The 15,983-nt window shown below is 72.6% G+C and carries 14 protein-coding genes and 1 pseudogene; 5 read left to right on the forward strand and 10 right to left on the reverse strand.

Annotated elements, in window-relative coordinates:
• Positions 1-25: 25 nt before the first annotated feature.
• Entirely contained in the window at positions 26-1,546 is a 1,521-nt protein-coding gene (locus tag E0504_RS12710; RefSeq protein WP_200835407.1) for an ATP-binding protein, read from the forward strand.
• 102 nt (positions 1,547-1,648) lie between these two features.
• On the opposite strand, the gene E0504_RS12715 is transcribed toward E0504_RS12710, so the two are convergent.
• Complete coding sequence (locus E0504_RS12715) at positions 1,649-2,329, reverse strand: FMN-dependent NADH-azoreductase (protein ID WP_112108001.1); 681 nt, start codon at positions 2,327-2,329, stop codon at positions 1,649-1,651.
• A 204-nt stretch (positions 2,330-2,533) separates the two neighbouring features.
• Between E0504_RS12715 and E0504_RS12720 the strand changes: the two genes are divergently transcribed.
• Entirely contained in the window at positions 2,534-3,481 is a 948-nt protein-coding gene (locus E0504_RS12720; protein WP_112107990.1) for a LysR family transcriptional regulator, read from the forward strand.
• A 431-nt stretch (positions 3,482-3,912) separates the two neighbouring features.
• Positions 3,913-4,287, forward strand: a pseudogene (locus E0504_RS54200) (response regulator transcription factor); the annotation flags it as partial.
• A 249-nt stretch (positions 4,288-4,536) separates the two neighbouring features.
• On the opposite strand, the gene E0504_RS54205 reads toward E0504_RS54200, so the two are convergent.
• Entirely contained in the window at positions 4,537-4,881 is a 345-nt protein-coding gene (locus E0504_RS54205; RefSeq protein ID WP_071062617.1) for a helix-turn-helix domain-containing protein, read from the reverse strand.
• A gap of 294 nt (positions 4,882-5,175) precedes the next feature.
• On the opposite strand from E0504_RS54205, the gene E0504_RS12735 reads away from it, so the two are divergent.
• Entirely contained in the window at positions 5,176-6,729 is a 1,554-nt protein-coding gene (locus E0504_RS12735; protein WP_235014420.1) for an MFS transporter, read from the forward strand.
• Between the two features lie 127 nt (positions 6,730-6,856).
• Complete coding sequence (locus tag E0504_RS12740) at positions 6,857-7,555, forward strand: PepSY domain-containing protein (RefSeq protein ID WP_131624595.1); 699 nt, start codon at positions 6,857-6,859, stop codon at positions 7,553-7,555.
• Positions 7,556-7,567: 12 nt separating this feature from the next.
• Here E0504_RS12740 and E0504_RS12745 read toward each other — a convergent pair whose 3' ends face one another.
• The 8 genes from E0504_RS12745 to E0504_RS12785 all read right to left on the reverse strand — a co-directional run bounded on the left by E0504_RS12745 (position 7,568) and on the right by E0504_RS12785 (position 15,931).
• Positions 7,568-7,813 carry a DUF2630 family protein gene (locus E0504_RS12745; RefSeq protein ID WP_071062507.1) on the reverse strand — a complete coding sequence of 82 codons (246 nt, stop codon included), beginning with the start codon at positions 7,811-7,813 and terminating at the stop codon, positions 7,568-7,570.
• Between the two features lie 56 nt (positions 7,814-7,869).
• Positions 7,870-9,441 (reverse strand): DHA2 family efflux MFS transporter permease subunit, encoded by a 1,572-nt coding sequence (locus E0504_RS12750; protein ID WP_112107987.1) that lies wholly within the window; start codon positions 9,439-9,441, stop codon positions 7,870-7,872.
• Complete coding sequence (locus E0504_RS12755; protein WP_368672103.1) at positions 9,408-11,516, reverse strand: MMPL family transporter; 2,109 nt, start codon at positions 11,514-11,516, stop codon at positions 9,408-9,410. Before E0504_RS12755 ends, E0504_RS12750 begins: the two co-directional genes overlap by 34 nt.
• Before the next feature lie 556 nt (positions 11,517-12,072).
• Complete coding sequence (gene bfr / locus E0504_RS12765) at positions 12,073-12,546, reverse strand: bacterioferritin (RefSeq protein WP_020459851.1); 474 nt, start codon at positions 12,544-12,546, stop codon at positions 12,073-12,075.
• Between the two features lie 204 nt (positions 12,547-12,750).
• Positions 12,751-12,945 (reverse strand): bacterioferritin-associated ferredoxin, encoded by a 195-nt coding sequence (locus tag E0504_RS12770; RefSeq protein ID WP_112107986.1) that lies wholly within the window; start codon positions 12,943-12,945, stop codon positions 12,751-12,753.
• Between the two features lie 271 nt (positions 12,946-13,216).
• Entirely contained in the window at positions 13,217-14,047 is an 831-nt protein-coding gene (locus E0504_RS12775; protein WP_020459849.1) for a family 1 encapsulin nanocompartment shell protein, read from the reverse strand.
• Positions 14,044-14,445 (reverse strand): encapsulin-associated ferritin-like protein, encoded by a 402-nt coding sequence (locus tag E0504_RS12780; protein ID WP_071062513.1) that lies wholly within the window; start codon positions 14,443-14,445, stop codon positions 14,044-14,046. Before E0504_RS12780 ends, E0504_RS12775 begins: the two co-directional genes overlap by 4 nt.
• 247 nt (positions 14,446-14,692) lie before the next feature.
• Entirely contained in the window at positions 14,693-15,931 is a 1,239-nt protein-coding gene (locus tag E0504_RS12785) for an OmpA family protein (protein ID WP_131624597.1), read from the reverse strand.
• Between the last annotated feature and the right edge of the window lie 52 nt (positions 15,932-15,983).

The raw sequence follows: 15,983 nt of genomic DNA on the forward strand, positions 1-15,983 counted from the left end.
GACCACGGAAGGCGGAGTGAGCACCATGGCGGACGACGCGGTTGGCGCCACCCAGGCCTGCGCCCAGGGCCAGGCGATGCCCTGCGATCTCGACGAGCTGCGCACACTGTTCCTGTTCGAGAAGCTCACCGACGACCAGCTGGACTGGATCTGCCGCAACGGCCACGTCGAGCTGATCGAGCCGGGCGTCGTGTTCCGCGAGGGCGAACCGGCCACCTGCTTCTACGTGCTGGTCGAGGGCGGCCTGGTGCTGACCCGGCGGGTCGGCGACGACGACGTCGAGGTCAGCCGGACGACCCAGCGCGGCGTGTACTCCGGGGCGTGGCACTCCTACCTCGGCGACCGCGTCCCCCAGCTCTACACCAACTCGATGCGGGTCACGATCCCGTCCCGCTTCGTCGTGCTGGACGGCGCGGCGCTGGCGCGGCTGATGCGCGAGTGGTTCCCGATGGCCGTCCACATGCTGGAGGGGCTGTTCTTCGGCCTGCAGAGCACCCAGGCGCTCACCGGCCAGCGGGAGCGGCTGCTCGCGCTCGGCTCGCTGTCCGCCGGGCTGACCCACGAGCTCAACAACCCGGCGGCCGCCGCGGTGCGGGCCACGGCGTCGCTGCGGGAGCGGGTCGCCGGCATGCGGCACAAGCTCGGCCTGATCGCCGCCGGGCCGTACGACCGCAAGGCGCTGGAGACCCTGATCGGCCTGCAGGAGGAGGCCGCCGAGCGGGTGGCGAAGGCTCCGACGCTGACCCCGATGGAGACCAGCGACCGCGAGGACACCCTGACCGACTGGCTCGAGGACCACGGCTGCGACCAGGGGTGGGAGATCGCGCCGACGTTCGTCCAGGCGGGGTTCGACGTCGACTGGCTGGAGCGGGTCGCGGCGACGGTGGCGCCCGAGGTGCTGGAGGGCGCGATCCGCTGGCTGTACTACACGGTCGAGAGCGAACTGCTGATGAAGGAGATCGAGGACTCCACCACCCGGATCTCCACCCTGCTCGGGGCGGCCAAGCAGTACTCCCAGCTCGACCGGGCGCCGTACCGCAGTGTCGACGTCCACGAGCTGCTGGACAGCACGCTGGCCATGCTCGGCGGGAAGCTGTCGGGGGTGCGGGTGGTGCGCGAGTACGACCGGGCGCTGCCCGAGATCGCGGTCTACGCCGGCGAGCTCAACCAGGTCTGGACGAACCTCATCGACAACGCGGTCGCCGCGATGGCCGGCTCCGGGACACTGACCGTCGCCACCTCGGCGGACCACGACAACCTGGTCGTCGAGGTTCGGGACTCCGGGCCCGGCGTGCCGCCGGAGATCCGCGACCGCATCTTCGAGCCGTTCTTCACCACGAAGCCGGTCGGCGAGGGCACCGGCCTCGGGCTGGACATCTCCTGGCGCATCGTCGTCGGCCGCCACCACGGTGACCTGACCGTGACGTCGGAGCCCGGCGACACCAGGTTCCGGGTGACCCTGCCGATGCATCCCGACTTGCTGATGCCCGCCGAGGCCGCGCCCCACGAGGAGCCCGCGGTCCCGGCCGACACCGATCCGGCTTAGCGGGTCACAGGTAGCGCTCGACCTTCAGTACGTAGTTCCGCAGTCCGTACCCACCGTGTCTGAACAGGATTCTTGACAGCAGTCAAGAATCCTCCTCGCCCATCACCTCGGCTGGGCCGTGGCGGCCTTGGCGACCGTGTCCAGCGCCACGGCGAGGGAGTCGGCGGCCTTCTGTCGAAAACCGGCCAGCCGTGGGACGTGCTCCGACTTGGTCAACTCGGCGTGGACGAAGGTGAGGTCGTCGGCGAGACCGAGCATGCCGAACGCCTCCCTCAGGTACGGCTCCTGGAAGTCGGAGCCGGCGCGGGGCGTACCCGGTCCGTACGCACCGCCACGCGCGGTGACGACCACGACCCGGGTGCCACTCAACGGTCCCTGGTTGGTCGCGTGGTCGACGATGAGCGGCGGGATCGCCACCCGGTCGAACCACGCCTTGAAGCTCGACGGCACCGAGAAGTTGTACATCGGCAGACCGATCAACACAGTGTCCGCGGCGGTCAGTTCCTCGACCAGAGGCCAGGTGACAGCCCAGCTCGCCCGCTCGGCCTCCGTGGTCGCCGCGGTCCGCGCGGCGACCAGCTCACGTACGCCGGTCGCCTCCATGCGGGTCATGATCTCGATCTGGGCGGAGTCCACGTGCGCGAGCGGTTGTGCCGCGAGATCGCGGTAGGTGCGTCGGCCCGTGGGGTTGTTCTCCTGCCAGACCTCGGCGAAGGCGGCGGAGAGCCGACGGGAGACCGATTCCGGTCGCGCGCTGGCGTCGAGGTGGAGTAGATGACTCACGAAGTTCTCCAGGGACACGAAGTTCTCCAGGGAGTGGAATGCCGATCGGCGGCGGGATGCCCGGTGTCGGTCCATACACGAAGCGGCACACGGAGCGGCCTTCCTGCGTGCCGGCCCGCCGTCCCATCAAACCCATGCCCGAACCGTTCCCAGGCGTAATCTGCCGTGACGATTGATGACGCTGGCCGTCAGTGGGAGTGACGCATGCTCGACCTGCGCAAACTGATGCTCCTGCGCGAGATCGACGCTCACGGCTCCATCGCCGCCGCCGCGCGGAACCTGTCCTACAGTCGGTCCGCGGTCTCCCAGCAGATCACCGCGCTGGAACGTGAGGTCGGGACCCCGCTGCTGGAGCGGACCAACCGCAGCGTCGCGCTCACCCAGGCCGCCCGGGTGCTGGTCGCCCGCACGGAGACCGTCCTCGCCGAGCTGGAAGCGGCCGAGACGGAGATCGGGAAGACGGCGGGCACGCCCAGCGGTGCCCTGCGCATCGGAGTCTCGCTGAACCACGGCCCGCCGTTGCTCGCTCGGGCACTCGTCCGGGTGCAGCGGCGGTACCCGAGCCTGCGGATCACGTTGCAGGGCGTGGCGGCCGGGGAAGGCCGGCGGGCCGTCCGCCTCGGGCGACTCGATCTGGTCCTGGCGTTCCGGTACGACCAGGTGCCCGAGCCCCGGCTCCCCGGCCTGCTGGAGATCCCGCTCGGATCCGATCCGATCCGGGTCGCCGTCGCGGCCGACCACCCGCTGGCCGGTACAGGCCCTCGGCATCTCGCCGAGTTCGCCGGGGAGCGCTGGGTCCTTCAGCCGGCCTCGGCATTCGGCCAGCTGACCCTGCACGCCTGCCACGTCGCCGGCTTCGAACCGGACGCGGCCGCGCAGATCGACGACCTGCAGGCGGCCCTGGGCCTGGTCGCTCCGGGGTGGGCGGTGAGCCTGCTGCCGGACCTCGTACCGTCCAGGCCCGAGTTCCCGGTCGCCCGACTCCCCCTCGCCGACCAGCAGCTGCACCGGCACATCGCGATCGTGGTACGCCGGGGAGTCTCCACGGCCCCGGCCATCGAGGCCTTGGTCGACGAGGTCCGGGCCCAGATTCCCGAACAGCCGGGGCCGGTGGGCGCCAGCGGTGTGGCCGTGGCGGGAGATCGCATCTGATGGGTTGCAGGAGAACAACGCGGCCCGAAGATCCGGGGCGACGTTCAGATCTCTGCCCCGGGCGCACGACACCGCCGGACGATGATTTCAGTCGCTGTGGTGGTCGTCCCGCTTCCAGGTCGCGGCAGGCTGGCCGCCCCCGCATTCGACCTTCGCATCGGGCGACAACCGTGCCACCAGGTGTGCCGAGCGCGCGGGGCGCACCCCCGCCGCCGGCGACCCACGTGGCGGGCGACGAGGACAAGGGGGCCGCGGTGGCGAGGTCCCGGGCGAGCCGCGCCTCGCTGATCACCTCGCCGGACGGGTCGGTGATGCCGTCGCCGATCACGCTGATCGCGGCGAGGCCGGTCAGCGTCGCCGCGACGGCCGCGACCAACCAGCCCACGACGGCGAGTGTGGTGCGCCGCCTCCTGCCACCGACCCGCGCCGCTGTGGCCCGGCTTCTGCTGATCGAGGATGATCCGGCGATCTCCCGCCTGCTGCTGCGCGCGCTCCGGGACTCCGGTCACACGGTCGCGGTGGCCGGGACGGCCATGGCCGGCCTGCGGGGCGCGCTCGACGACCGGCCGGATCTCGTCGTCCTCGATCTGGGCCTTCCCGACCTCGACGGGCTGGAGCTGCTGCGGATGCTGCGGGCCGTCAGCCGCGTCCCAGTGATCATCTCCACCGCCCGCGACGACGAGGCGGAGATCGTCCGGGGCCTGGACGCCGGCGCCGACGACTACCTGGTGAAACCGTTCACGGCCGGACAGCTCGACGCGCGGGTACGCGCCGTGCTGCGCCGCGGCGGCGACGGGGCGGCCGGGCCGCCCGAGCTGCGCGAGGTCGCGCACGCGCTCAACCACCTGGCCGACCGCAGCAACCTTCCAGGGCTTTCTCGTCCCAGCTCATCGTTTGCATGGTCAGCGGTGGGGCCTGATCGCGCTCGATGACGAGGCGCGTGTCGCTCCGGGAACTGAACCGAGAGCTGCGGACCCGGACGAAGGTGGCCTGCCGCAGGTCGGAAAGCGGGACTCGGAGTGCGGTCGGGGCCATCTACCAGGGAAGATGCCGTCTCAGCCTGCGGCCGACCCCTTCTCTGCGTTCTCCAGGTCGTAGACATGGCGGGCCTGGGCGATGGTCGTCCGGTGACGTTCCGCCCACTCGGTGAGCGCGGTCAGCGGGCCGAACAGCTCGCGGGCGGCGCTCGTCGCCGTGTACTCCACCTTCGGCGGGACGGTCGGGTAGACCTTCCGGACGAGCAGGCCGTCGCGTTCGAGCCGACGCAGGGTGAGGGTCAGCATCCGCCGGCTGATGCCGTTGACGGTGCGTTCCAGCTCGGTGAAGCGAACCGGACCGTGGGCGGCCGCGACCAGGATGCCGATGCTCCACTTGCCACTGACCTGGTCGAGGACCTCCATGATCGGGCACGCCTCGACAAGCGCCGGGGCGAGCTCGCCGCAGGTCTCGGCCGGCGACGGCTGCGCCGACGGCGGCTGCGCTGGCAGTGGCCGCGCTGGCAGGGGCCGCGCTGGCAGGGGCCGCGCTGACAGGGGGTGGGCCGCCGGTGGCCGTTCCACGGTCACATCCGTGTGCCGCTGGGACATGAAAGTGCCTTCTTCCGCTGGTCCGGCCGCTCCCGCAGCATGGTCACAGAACATGATCCCCGGAACATCCCGTGGCGTCAGTTACAAACAATGCCCCAAGGAGAGTCCATGTCCCAGTCCCTGTCCTCACCGGCGGGCACGACGACGAACCCGACCGTGCCGGACCTGTCAGACGCTCCCGACCGGGCGGACGCGAGTCCGGCCACAGCCGGCCGGACATCGCCGCATCCCGACGTGGGAGCCCCGCCTGCCGCCGGCTCCCGGTTGCTCGCGCTGATCGTGCTGTGCGCGTCGATGCTCATGGTCATCCTGGACGGCACCATCGTCACCGTGGCGCTGCCCACCATCCAGGACGACCTGGGCTTCTCCACGTCCGGTCTGGCCTGGGTCGTCAACGCCTATCTGGTCGCCTTCGGTGGTCTGCTGCTGCTCGCCGGCCGGGTGGGGGATCTCGTCGGCCGCCGGCGGGTCTTCGTCGCCGGGCTGGTGCTGTTCACCGTGGCCTCGCTGCTCTGCGGGCTGGCGACCGGCGCGGGCATGCTGATCGCCGCACGGTTCGTGCAGGGCGTGGGCGGGGCGCTGTCCTCGTCGGTGGTGCTCGGGATGATCGTGGTGGCCTTCCCCGAGCCTCGGGAGCAGGCGCGGGCGATCGGGGTGTTCAGCTTCGTTGGCGCCGCCGGGGCGTCGATCGGCCTGCTCGCCGGCGGCCTGCTCGTCGAGACGCTGACCTGGCACTGGATCTTCTTCGTGAACGTGCCGATCGGCGCGGTCGCGGTCGTGCTGTCGCTGCGGGTGCTGCCCGCCGAGCGCGGTCTCGGCCTGCGCGCCGGCGCGGACGCTCCCGGGGCGGCGCTGGTCACCGCGGGTCTCATGCTCGGCGTCTACACGATCGTCGGCACCGCCGACGCGGGCTGGGCCTCCGCCCGGACCATCGGCCTCGGCGCACTCGCCCTCGCCCTGCTGGCCGCCTTCGCCGCCCGCCAGGCGACGGCGGCTCACCCGTTGCTGCCGCCACGGCTGTTCTCCTCCCGGCCGCTGACCGTCGCGAACATCGTCCAGACGCTGATGGCCGGCGGGCTGTTCGCCTTCCAGTTCGTGCTCGCGCTGTTCCTGCAGCGTGTCCTCGGCTACGGGCCGGCCGAGACGGGCCTGGCGTTCCTGCCCATCGCGGCGACGATCGGCGCGTTCTCGCTCGGGCTCTCGGGACGGCTCGCCCACCGCTTCGGCGCGGGCCTGGTGCTGCTGCCCGGTCTCGTCCTGCTCGGCCTCGGCCTGTGGCTGCTGTCCCGCCTGGCCCCGGACGCGGCCTACGCGACGGACGTGCTGCCGGTCGCGGTCGTCCTGGGGTGCGGGGGCGGCCTGACGCTGCCGGCGCTCACCCAGCTCAGCATGACCGGGGTGCCGCCGAACGACGCCGGGCTCGCCTCCGGCCTGGCCAACACCACGTTGCAGGTCGGCGGGGCGCTGGGGCTGGCGGTTCTGACCACGCTGGCGGCGTGGCGCACCGGGAACGCGGCGGACGGCGGCGCCGGGCCGGCGGAGGCCCTCACCGCCGGCTACCACCTCACCTGGATCGGCGGCGCCATCCTGATGGTCGCCGGACTGCTCCTCGCCGTCGCCTTCCTCCGCCCGAACGGTGCGGCGGGGAGCCGGGTGCCTTAACGGCCCCTTAGCGTCCGGAAAGCGCGGCCCTAGCGTGATCGGCGCGAACCTCAGTGCCAGGCGAACGCGACGGACGGCACCGTAACCAGGCGGGCTGCCTGTCCGGTGCGGCACACAGGAGGTTCACATGGCCAGCAGGATCAACCCCCGCTCGTCCGCCCGGCAGGTGCGGGAGCGCCTGCGGACCCGCCGCGCGGCGGTGCTGGTCAGCGTCGGTGTGCTGGCCGCGGCCGCGGCGACCGGCACGGCGCTCGCCGCGGGCGCGGACGACCCGGGCCCGGCCGTTCCGGCGGGGATCACCGCGTTCGCGACGTCCTCGGCCACCACCACCCCGCAGGCGACCGCGTCGGTTTCCGCCGCTCCGGACGACTCGGCGGGTGGCGGGACCTCGGCCCCGTCGGCCCCCGGCACCGCCGGTCAGCCGTCCACCGGCGGTGCCGGGACCGAGCAGGTGAGCGCCGAGCGGGCCGGTGGGATCGCGCTGCGGGAGGCCGGCGGCGGGAGCGTCGCCGGCGTCGAGCGGGAGATCGAGCACGGCGCCGTGGTCTGGAAGGTCGGCGTCCTCCGGGACGGCACCTGCTACCGGTTCGAGGTGGATGCGCGGACCGGCCAGGTGCGCCGCGCCGAGACCGGCGGGCGCGCCGACTCCCGCGGTGGACAGGGCGCCGACGACCGAACGACTCTCGACCGGCCCGCCGACGACAACCCCGGCGGCAGCCGCTCCGGAGACGACCACAGCGGGGGCCGGTCCAGAGACGGCCACGGTCACGGGACCGACGACCAGCCCGGAGACGACCGGGGCGGGCGTTCCGGAAGGGACGGCTGACCGCCGGGCCGCCTACTGGAGGTAGCCCTCCACCTGGTTGCCCGAGCCGGCGCGGGCCTCCTCCGGATCCTCGCCGGCCGCGCGGGCCGCCCGGCGCCGGCGCAGCAGGTCCCAGCACTGGTCGAGGGTCTGCTCCAGCTCGGCCAGGCGGTCGGACTCGGCGTCCGCGTCGATCTGGCCCTGGGTGCGCCGCTGGCGCAGCTCGTGCTCCTCCGCCACCAGGGAGTCGATGCGCTCGAAGATCTTCGTGTCGTCCATTGGTCTGAGCCAACCACGGGGCCGGCCGGCATTCCACTCCGAGGTCAGCTCCGAGGTCAGCCGGCGGGCCCGCCCGGGACGGCGGGCGGGCCCGCGGGGGACCCCGGGCCCGGTGTGGCACGCAGGCCGGGTGCGTCCAGTGGGCAGCAGACCCGCTCCCCCGCCTGCCGCCCGATCCGCGCGGACGCCCGCTCCGCCGCCGGCAGCTCGGTGGCCGGCCGGCGCGGGTTGCGGATGCCGAGCGCGGCGACCAGGCCGCCGGCCGCGCACACCAGCGCCGAGATGACCATCGCCCGGCGGAACCCGCGGTCGAACAGGGCCGGGTCGAGGTAGGCGGTGCCACCCAGCCCGGCGAGGGCGGGCAGCACGGCGACGGCGACCAGGCCGCCGGTGCGCGCGACGTCGTTGTTCACCGCCGACGCCGCCCCGGCATGATGCGCCGGCACCGCGGCGAGCGTGGTGGACGTCAACGGGGCCACGCAGGTGGCGAGCCCGAGGCCCAGCACGACGGCGCCGGGCAGGACGTCCGTGAGGTAGAAGGCGTCCGGGCCGGCCCGGGTGACCAGCAGCAGACCGGCGCCGGCGACGACGGGGCCGACCGTCATCGGCAGCCGCGGCCCGATCCGGGTGGCCAGCGCGCCGGCCCGCGCGGAGAACAGCAGCATCATCACGGTGACGGGCAGCAGCGCCGTCCCGGCGGCGAGCGGGCTGAAGCCGCTGACCTGCTGGAGCTGAATCGGCAGCAGGAACAGCGCCCCGCCCAGCGCCGCGTACTGCAGGAAGGTGACGGCGTTCGCGGCCGTGAACTGCCGGGAGGCGAACATCTCCAGCGGGACCACCGGGTCGGCCGCCCGGTGTTCGCGGGCGACGAACCCGGCCAGCAGCGCGACCCCGCCGACCAGCCCGACCAGCACCGGGGCGGACGTCCAGCCGCTGGCCGGGCCGTCGATGAGCGCGAACACGACGCCGACCAGACCGGCGGTCACCAGGGCGCCGCCGAACAGGTCGGGCCGCCCGCGGACGTCGGGGTTGTGGCTCTCGGGGACGTGGCGCACCGCGACCACGACCACGACCGCGGCCAGCGGCAGGTTGATCAGGAAGATCAGCCGCCAGGAGAACGCCTCGATGAGCCAGCCGCCGAGGAAGGGTCCGGCGGCCGTGGCCACCCCGCCGAGCCCCGTCCACGCGCCGATCGCCCGGCCTCGGTCGGCCTCGTCGAACGACGCCTGCAGGATCGCCAGGCTGGCCGGGGTGAGCAGGGCCGCGCCGACGCCCTGCAGCGCCCGGGCGGCGACGAGGATCTCCACGTTCGGTGCCAGCCCACACACCAGGGACATCAGCGCGAACCAGACCACGCCGACCGCGAAGACCCGCCGCCGCCCGTAGCGGTCGCCGAGCGAGCCGCCGACGAGCAGCAGCCCGGCGAGCGCCAGCGCGTAGCCGTTGACCACCCACTGCAGGGCGGCAAGGTCGGCGTCGAACGCGCGCCCGAGTGCCGGCAGGGCGATGCCGACGACGGTCGCGTCGATCGACGCCAGTGCGGAGCCCAGCACCGCCGCCGCGACGACCCAGCGTCCCTGGCGGCCGGCGAGGGTCAGTCGGCCGACTTCGCCAGCTTCGACGGCCACCAGATCTTCTTCCCGATGTCGTAGCTGAGCGCCGGCACCAGGATGGAGCGGACGACGATCGTGTCCATGAGGACGCCGAAGGCCACCGCGAACCCGACCTCGGCGAGGAAGACCAGCGGCAGCACCCCGAGGACGGCGAAGGTCGCCGCCAGCACGACCCCCGCCGAGGTGATCACGCCGCCGGTGACGGACAGCCCGCGGACGATGCCGGACCGTGTTCCATGCTCGAGGGTCTCCTCCCGCACCCGGGTCATCAGGAAGATGTTGTAGTCGATGCCGAGGGCGACCAGGAACACGAAGGCGAACAGCGGGAAGCCCGGGTCGGCGTTGGCGAAGCCGAAGACGTGGTTGAACACCAGCGCGCTCACGCCGAGCGTGGCAGCGAACGACAGCACCACGGTGGCGATCAGCAGCAGCGGCGCGACGAGCGCCCGCAGCAGCACCCCGAGCACGATCAGGATGACGACCAGCACGATCGGGATGATCAGGTTCCGGTCGTGCGCGGACGCCTGCTGGGTGTCGTAGTTGATCGCCGACTGCCCGCCGACCAGGGCGTCGGCGCCCGCGATCGGGTGCAGCGCGGCCCGTAGCGCCTTGACCGTGTCGTAGGCCTCGGGCGTGTCGTAACGGTGGGTGATCGTCGCCTCGACGGCGATCCGCCCGTCGACCTCGGAGACCTGGAGGCTGGCGGGCAGGCAGCCGTCCGCCCCGGGCCGCAGCTGCGGGCTGCCCGTGGCGATCGCGCGGGCCACCTTGGCGTAGTCGATCTGGACGCACACCGCCCCGGGGTCGGTGGACACCCCCGGGACCTTCTCGGCGGCGGCGATGACCTCGTCCTTGCGGTCGACGCCGGCGGTGATCACCGCCGGCGCGCCGGAGCCCTGACTGAAGTGCGCGTCGAAGATCTCCTGGCCGAGGATCGCGTCGGGGTCGTTGGTGAAGCTGTCGGTCGTCGACAGGCCGTCGACCTTGAGCGTCGTCATCGCGCCGGCGCAGGCCAGCAGGACGATCGCGGTGGAGACCCAGGCCATCCGCGGCCGGCGCACCAGCCCGCCGGCGAAGCGCGCCCACACGCCGTGGCTGGCCAGGTCGGCCTGCTGGTCGAAGTGGGGGATGCGCGGCCAGAACACCCACCGGCCGCACAGCACCAGGAACACCGGCAGGAAGGTCAACATCACCAGCGCGGTGCAGGCGATGCCGATCGCGGTGACCGGCCCGAGGCTCTTGTTCGAGTTCAGCTCGCCCAGGTACAGGCACAGCAGGCCGAGCACGACCGTGACGGCCGACGCCGCGATGGCCGGCGCCGCACCGCGCCACGCGGTGATCATCGCCTCCACTCGGCTGGCGTGGGTGTGCAGCTCTTCTCGGTACCGGCTGACCAGCAGCAGCGCGTAGTCGGTGCCGGCGCCGATCACCAGGACGAACAGGATGCCCTGGCTCTGCCCGTTGAGCGTGAGCACGTCATGCTTGGCCAGCGGGTAGATGATCAGGACCGAGACCCCGAGGGCCAGCACCGAGCTGAAGAGCGGGAAGAACCACAGCACCGGGCTCCGGTAGACCACAAGCAGGATCACGATCACGACCAGGCCGGCGGCGAGCAGCAACACGCCGTCGATGCCCTCGAACGCCTCGATGAACGCCACCAGCAGGCCACCAGGCCCCGCGCTGTGCACGGTCAGGCCGTCGGGGAGGTCCTTCTTCGCGATGTCGACGACCGCGTTCTCGACGTCGACCAGCTCGTCGCCGGTGACCTCGACGTCGCCCTTCTTGCCGACGAGCGGGACGGAGACGTTGGCGGCGGTACCGTCGGTGGAGAACTGGGGATCGGCGGACTGGTCCGGGTCGACGCCCGGGACGGCGCGGAACGCCTCGGCGTCCGCGGCGATCTTGGCCTTGTCGGCGGCGGTCAGGCCGCTCTCGCGCTGGTAGACGATGAATCCCGGCAGCGTCTGGACGGACCGGAACTTCTCCGACTCGTCCGCCACCCGGGTCGACTCGGCCGACCCGGGCAGGAACGCGGCGTTGTCGTTCTTCTGCACCTCGGCGAGCTTGGCCTGGTACTGGCCGCCGAACATGCCCAGCAGCAGCCAGAGCACCGCCAGGCCCGCGAACAGGTAGAGAATCCGCGGCCGCCGCGCGCGGCCACCGCCACCGCCGGTTCCGTCGACGGTGGCCACCGCCGCGACGACCCCGGCCGGCAGATCCGACGCCGGCACGGGCGTGGACGCCGCAGGGGTGGCCGGCGCAGGGGTGGCCGGCGTGGGTTCGGGCGGCGTGGGCTTGTCCGCCGCGCTCACCGCGGCGGGACCGGCCGCATCGGGCGCCGTGCTGTCGGGTGCCGCGGTGTCGGCCGCGGCCTTGTCGGCCGACCCCTCGGCGGGCGCGGCCGGCCCGGAGGCCGCCGTGCCACCCGAGTGGTCGTCGTCCCGGGGGCCGGGCACGGCGTGAGACTCGTCGGTCTCCGTCGGCTGGGCTCCACCCTTGTCGCTCATCTCGCCGTCCTCGATGCAGGTGGCCTACCCGCGCGGCCGCCCCCACGGACGCACACAGGTGTGGTCCGGGGCATTGTGGCGTACCGTTCATCGGCCGTACGCCGCGCCCCGCCTCCTGTCCGTCACCGTCCGGCCCGGCTCAGTCCTCGCGGATCTGCTGGGAGAGGTACTCGGTCGCGCCGAGCTGGGAAATGAGCTCAAGCTGGGAGTCGAGCCAGTCGATGTGCTCCTCTTCGGAGGTGAGGATCTCTTCCAGGAGCACGGCCGAGCCGATGTCGTTCTTCGTGCGGCTCAGCACGATCGCCTCGCGCAGCGTGTCGACCGCGTTCGTCTCGTGGGTGCGGTCGAGCCCCAGCTGCTCGGGCACGGTCTCACCAATACGCAGCGTGTGCAGCCGCTGGAGATTGGGCAGTCCGCCCAGGTAGAGCACGCGGTGGATGAGCTTGTCCGCATGCTTCATCTCATCGATCGACTCGTGGTAGTAATGCTCTGATATATACCGATATCCCCAGTTACGCTGCATTCTCGAATGCAGAAAGTACTGGTTGATCGCGGTCAGCTCGTTCGTCAGAACAGCGTTCAGGCTCTCGACGATCTGTTCGTCGCCACGCACCGCCGGTTACCTCCGCGAGGGTCGCCCGGAGCCGCCCCCGGGACGACTCGGCCGACGTCCGGCAGCGATGTCGTCACCGGCGCGGCAGACGAACCCGACCACTCCGCGACGCAAGCTCGCGAGTGGTGCGGGAGGCCCTGCGGCCGGCGGCGGAGATCCACTCCGGGCCACCGAGATCACATCCCAGGAGGCCCCGGTGGGTCACTAGGCTGATCTGGCAACCGGACACCGCCGACGCGGCATCGCCTCGTCGAGCAGCTCGTCGATCTCCTCGAGACATCCGCCGCATCCCGTGCCGGCGTCGCACCTCGCACCGATCTCGTCAGCGTCATAGGCGCCCGCCGCGATGACGCTCCGTAGCGTCCGGTCGGAGACAGCAAAGCATGAGCAGACCAGCACCGCACCTCACCACGCCCGGACTGGCCGGCGTCGGAGCCGCCGGCAAACGTTTCTTCGCCGTTCCGGGAAACTCCGTCGCGCCAAGGATCAGGCTTAGCTAAGGCTTCCCTTATCGATAGAGTGCCACGGAACGGGCACCGGACGCAAGAGAGCCTTACCTACTTCACACACCTACCGCTAGCAACCGGGACCGACAGTGACCGCCGGGCACGCGATTCGCCATCACGCGAACGCTGCGCACAACCAGCGGCCACCGTCGAGGCCTGGCGACTCAGGCCTGGCTGGCCGGACGGTCCGTGCTCGACACCAGCGCGACCGCCGCGTCGGGCTCGGTGACCCGGAAGCTGAAGCTCTGCTCCAGGTACAGCTCGACCTCCTCGGCGGTGTGCGAGGAGTAGCCGACGGAGAGGTCCTGGCCCGACTCGAGGATGAAGTCACCGCCCCGCTGGCTCAGCACCACCGCGCCGCGCACCCCCGGAGCCCGCACCACAGGGCCGTCGAGGATCTGCTTGAGATGGTTGAGCAGCAGATAGCCGCCGTGCTCGGTGGCCTCCAGGATCGCGGTGTAGCCGTCCGGGTCGATGGCCAGCCCGTACGGCCCACCGATACCCGCCCGGCGCAGCAGGGCGACCGCCTTGGCGACCGTGCGCGGGTAGCTGTCGGTGTCGGCCCCCAGCTCAAGCACCGGGTGGGACGACGCCTCGGTGATGCCGATGATCCCCGCCTCGGCGTAGCCGTGGAAGACGACGGAGTTCTCGGTCGTGGCGACCCGGCGGGCCGCCTCCTCCAGCGCCGACAGGTCGATGTCGTCCGCGCCGCGGTCGATCGCGTCCAGCTCGCCGCGGTCGATGGAGAACGCCGCCCGCAGCTCCATCACGGGCAGGACCCGGCGCAGCCGGGCACGCACGCCCTCCCCCGGCGGCGCCTGCAGCGCCGTCACCCGGCCGATCGGCGTGGCCGAGTACGCCCACCCGTGCGGTCCGGCGAAGTCGATGAGCTTGCGGGCGGCGAGGTTGGTCGTGAGGCGGGAACGGGCCTCCTCGTCGACGGCCTTCCAGGCTTCCTCGCTCAGGGGCGCATGCCCACGCAGAAGATGGTTCACTCGCTCACACCTTTCAGGCTACCGATCCCCAGCGAGCCGTCCGCCGGCTCCGTGGCGCGCGCGGCCGCGTCGCCGTCGGGTCCCTCGTCGCTCATCGCCTCTTCCTCGACCTCCGTGACCGGGACCGAGGTGAACAGATACGTGCGCAGCTGCGAATCGAGGACGGGGTCGCGGCGACGCAGCCACTCCAGCGTCATCGCCGCGTGTTCCTTCTCCTCGTCCCGGTTGTGCGCCAGCACCGCGGCCAGCTCCGGATCCGTGGCCGCCTGCACCCGTTGGTCGTACCAGTCGACCGCTTCCAGCTCTTCCATCAGCGACGTGATCGCCCGGTGGCGATCGACGACGCCGGGCGTGAGCGCGTCCGCCGGCTCGTGTAGCCCCATACTTGAGTCGCCCATACGGCACTACCTACCACGCCCGGGCCCACCAACCCGCCGGGACGGCATCGGTTCACGAACAGTCGACGTCCCGGTATGAGGCGATACGTCCAACTTTGTTCGTCACCGGGCGCTCGCCGGAGCCCCGGCGGACGCTCGCAGGACCTCCGCTGGACACCTACCGGACCTCCGGTGGACAGCGGTTGCGGACGTTCGCCAGACGCGGGCTCGGACGTCCTCGGTGTTCGGTGCTCGGTGCTCGGAGGAATCAGTCGGCGACCGGTGTCACGTCGACCCGGCGGTTCGCCGCGCGGCCGGACGTGCTCGCGTTGTCCGCGATCGGCTGATCCGGGCCGAAGCCGGCCGCACGGATCCGCTCCGCGGGAACCCCCCGCATCACCAGGTACTCGCGCGCGACGCGGGCCCGGTCGATCGAGAGCGCCTGGTTGAGGGCCCGCGGACCGGTGCTGTCGGTGTGCCCGCCGACGATCACCGTCAGGTCACCGGGCAGCAACGCGCGGGCCACCTTGTCCAGACCGGAGCGCGTCGAGGCGCCGAGGACGGTGTCACCCACCGGGAAGGTGAGGGCAGTGCCGTCGAGCGCCGCCCGCAGCGCCGCCCGGGTGCTGTCCGCGCTGCCAGCGGCGGCCCGCCCGGCGCCGCCGGTCGTGCCGGGCGCCGGCGCGGTCGCCGGGGCCGGGGTCGGGGTCGGGGTCGGCGCCGACCGTGGCGCGGTGGCCGGGGCCGGCGCGGCCGGCCGGAGGATCTCGCCCGTCGCCGGGTCGAGGGCCACGGTGGCGCCCGAGCCGACGGCAAGCCGGTTCTCCAGGGACGCGCCAGGGATCGACTGCCGGGCCGCGGCCAGGACCGCCGCCCCGATCGACGCCCGTGCCGCGTCGTCGGGGGCGCTCCCCCACAGCACGACCGACGAGCCGTCGATCGTCACCGAGCGGACGCCCGGCCCGGTGCCCAACGCCCTCGCCACGTCACCGAACGCCTCCACGGCCGGCGTCGCGACCCGCGGGTCGACCGTGACCGTCGCGGAGACGACGCCGCCGGCGGCGTCCGCCGCCGCGCCCAGCAGGGCGGCCCGGGTCGCACTGTCCGGCACGGTCGCACTCAGCACCACCCCGGCCGGCGCCCGGCCGGCGCGCTGCTCCACCCCGACCACGAGGGGCTGCGCCGGCTCCGAGGCGATGACGGCGTCCGCGGCCAGCCGGACGGAGCTGCTGCCCGAGACGGCGGCCGCCGCCGCCGCCCGGCGGGCGTCCTCGGCGCTGTCGAAGCGGCCGTGCAGCACGATCTCCCGGCCCTCGGCGCTGACCCGCACCTGGGTGGCGCCCGCGGAGCGGACGGCGTCCGCCGCCCGGCCGGTCAGGTCATTCTCGATCGGCCCGCGCCGCAGCCAGAGCGCCCCCAGCCCGAGCAGCAGCCAGGCGATGATCAACGAGACGGCGAACGCCACCAGACGGGGGCGCCGCGGGAACGCCACCGCGGGCGAGGACATGGATGCTCCGTGCTCGATGTCGAACGGGACGGTGGAACAGGCCTGTCGGACG

The sequence above is a fragment of the Parafrankia sp. BMG5.11 genome (genome assembly GCF_004337455.1).

Bases quoted from the DNA above. Each gene is read 5' to 3' on its own strand.
- E0504_RS12710 (WP_200835407.1), top strand. From the start codon at position 26: ATGGCGGACGACGCGGTTGGCGCCACCCAGGCCTGCGCCCAGGGCCAG.
- E0504_RS12720 (WP_112107990.1), top strand. From the start codon at position 2,534: ATGCTCGACCTGCGCAAACTGATGCTCCTGCGCGAGATCGACGCTCAC.
- E0504_RS54205 (WP_071062617.1), bottom strand. From the start codon at position 4,881: ATGGAGGTCCTCGACCAGGTCAGTGGCAAGTGGAGCATCGGCATCCTG.
- E0504_RS12735 (WP_235014420.1), top strand. From the start codon at position 5,176: ATGTCCCAGTCCCTGTCCTCACCGGCGGGCACGACGACGAACCCGACC.
- E0504_RS12740 (WP_131624595.1), top strand. From the start codon at position 6,857: ATGGCCAGCAGGATCAACCCCCGCTCGTCCGCCCGGCAGGTGCGGGAG.
- E0504_RS12745 (WP_071062507.1), bottom strand. From the start codon at position 7,813: ATGGACGACACGAAGATCTTCGAGCGCATCGACTCCCTGGTGGCGGAG.
- E0504_RS12755 (WP_368672103.1), bottom strand. From the start codon at position 11,516: ATGTTCGGCGGCCAGTACCAGGCCAAGCTCGCCGAGGTGCAGAAGAAC.
- E0504_RS12780 (WP_071062513.1), bottom strand. From the start codon at position 14,445: ATGGGCGACTCAAGTATGGGGCTACACGAGCCGGCGGACGCGCTCACG.
- E0504_RS12785 (WP_131624597.1), bottom strand. From the start codon at position 15,931: ATGTCCTCGCCCGCGGTGGCGTTCCCGCGGCGCCCCCGTCTGGTGGCG.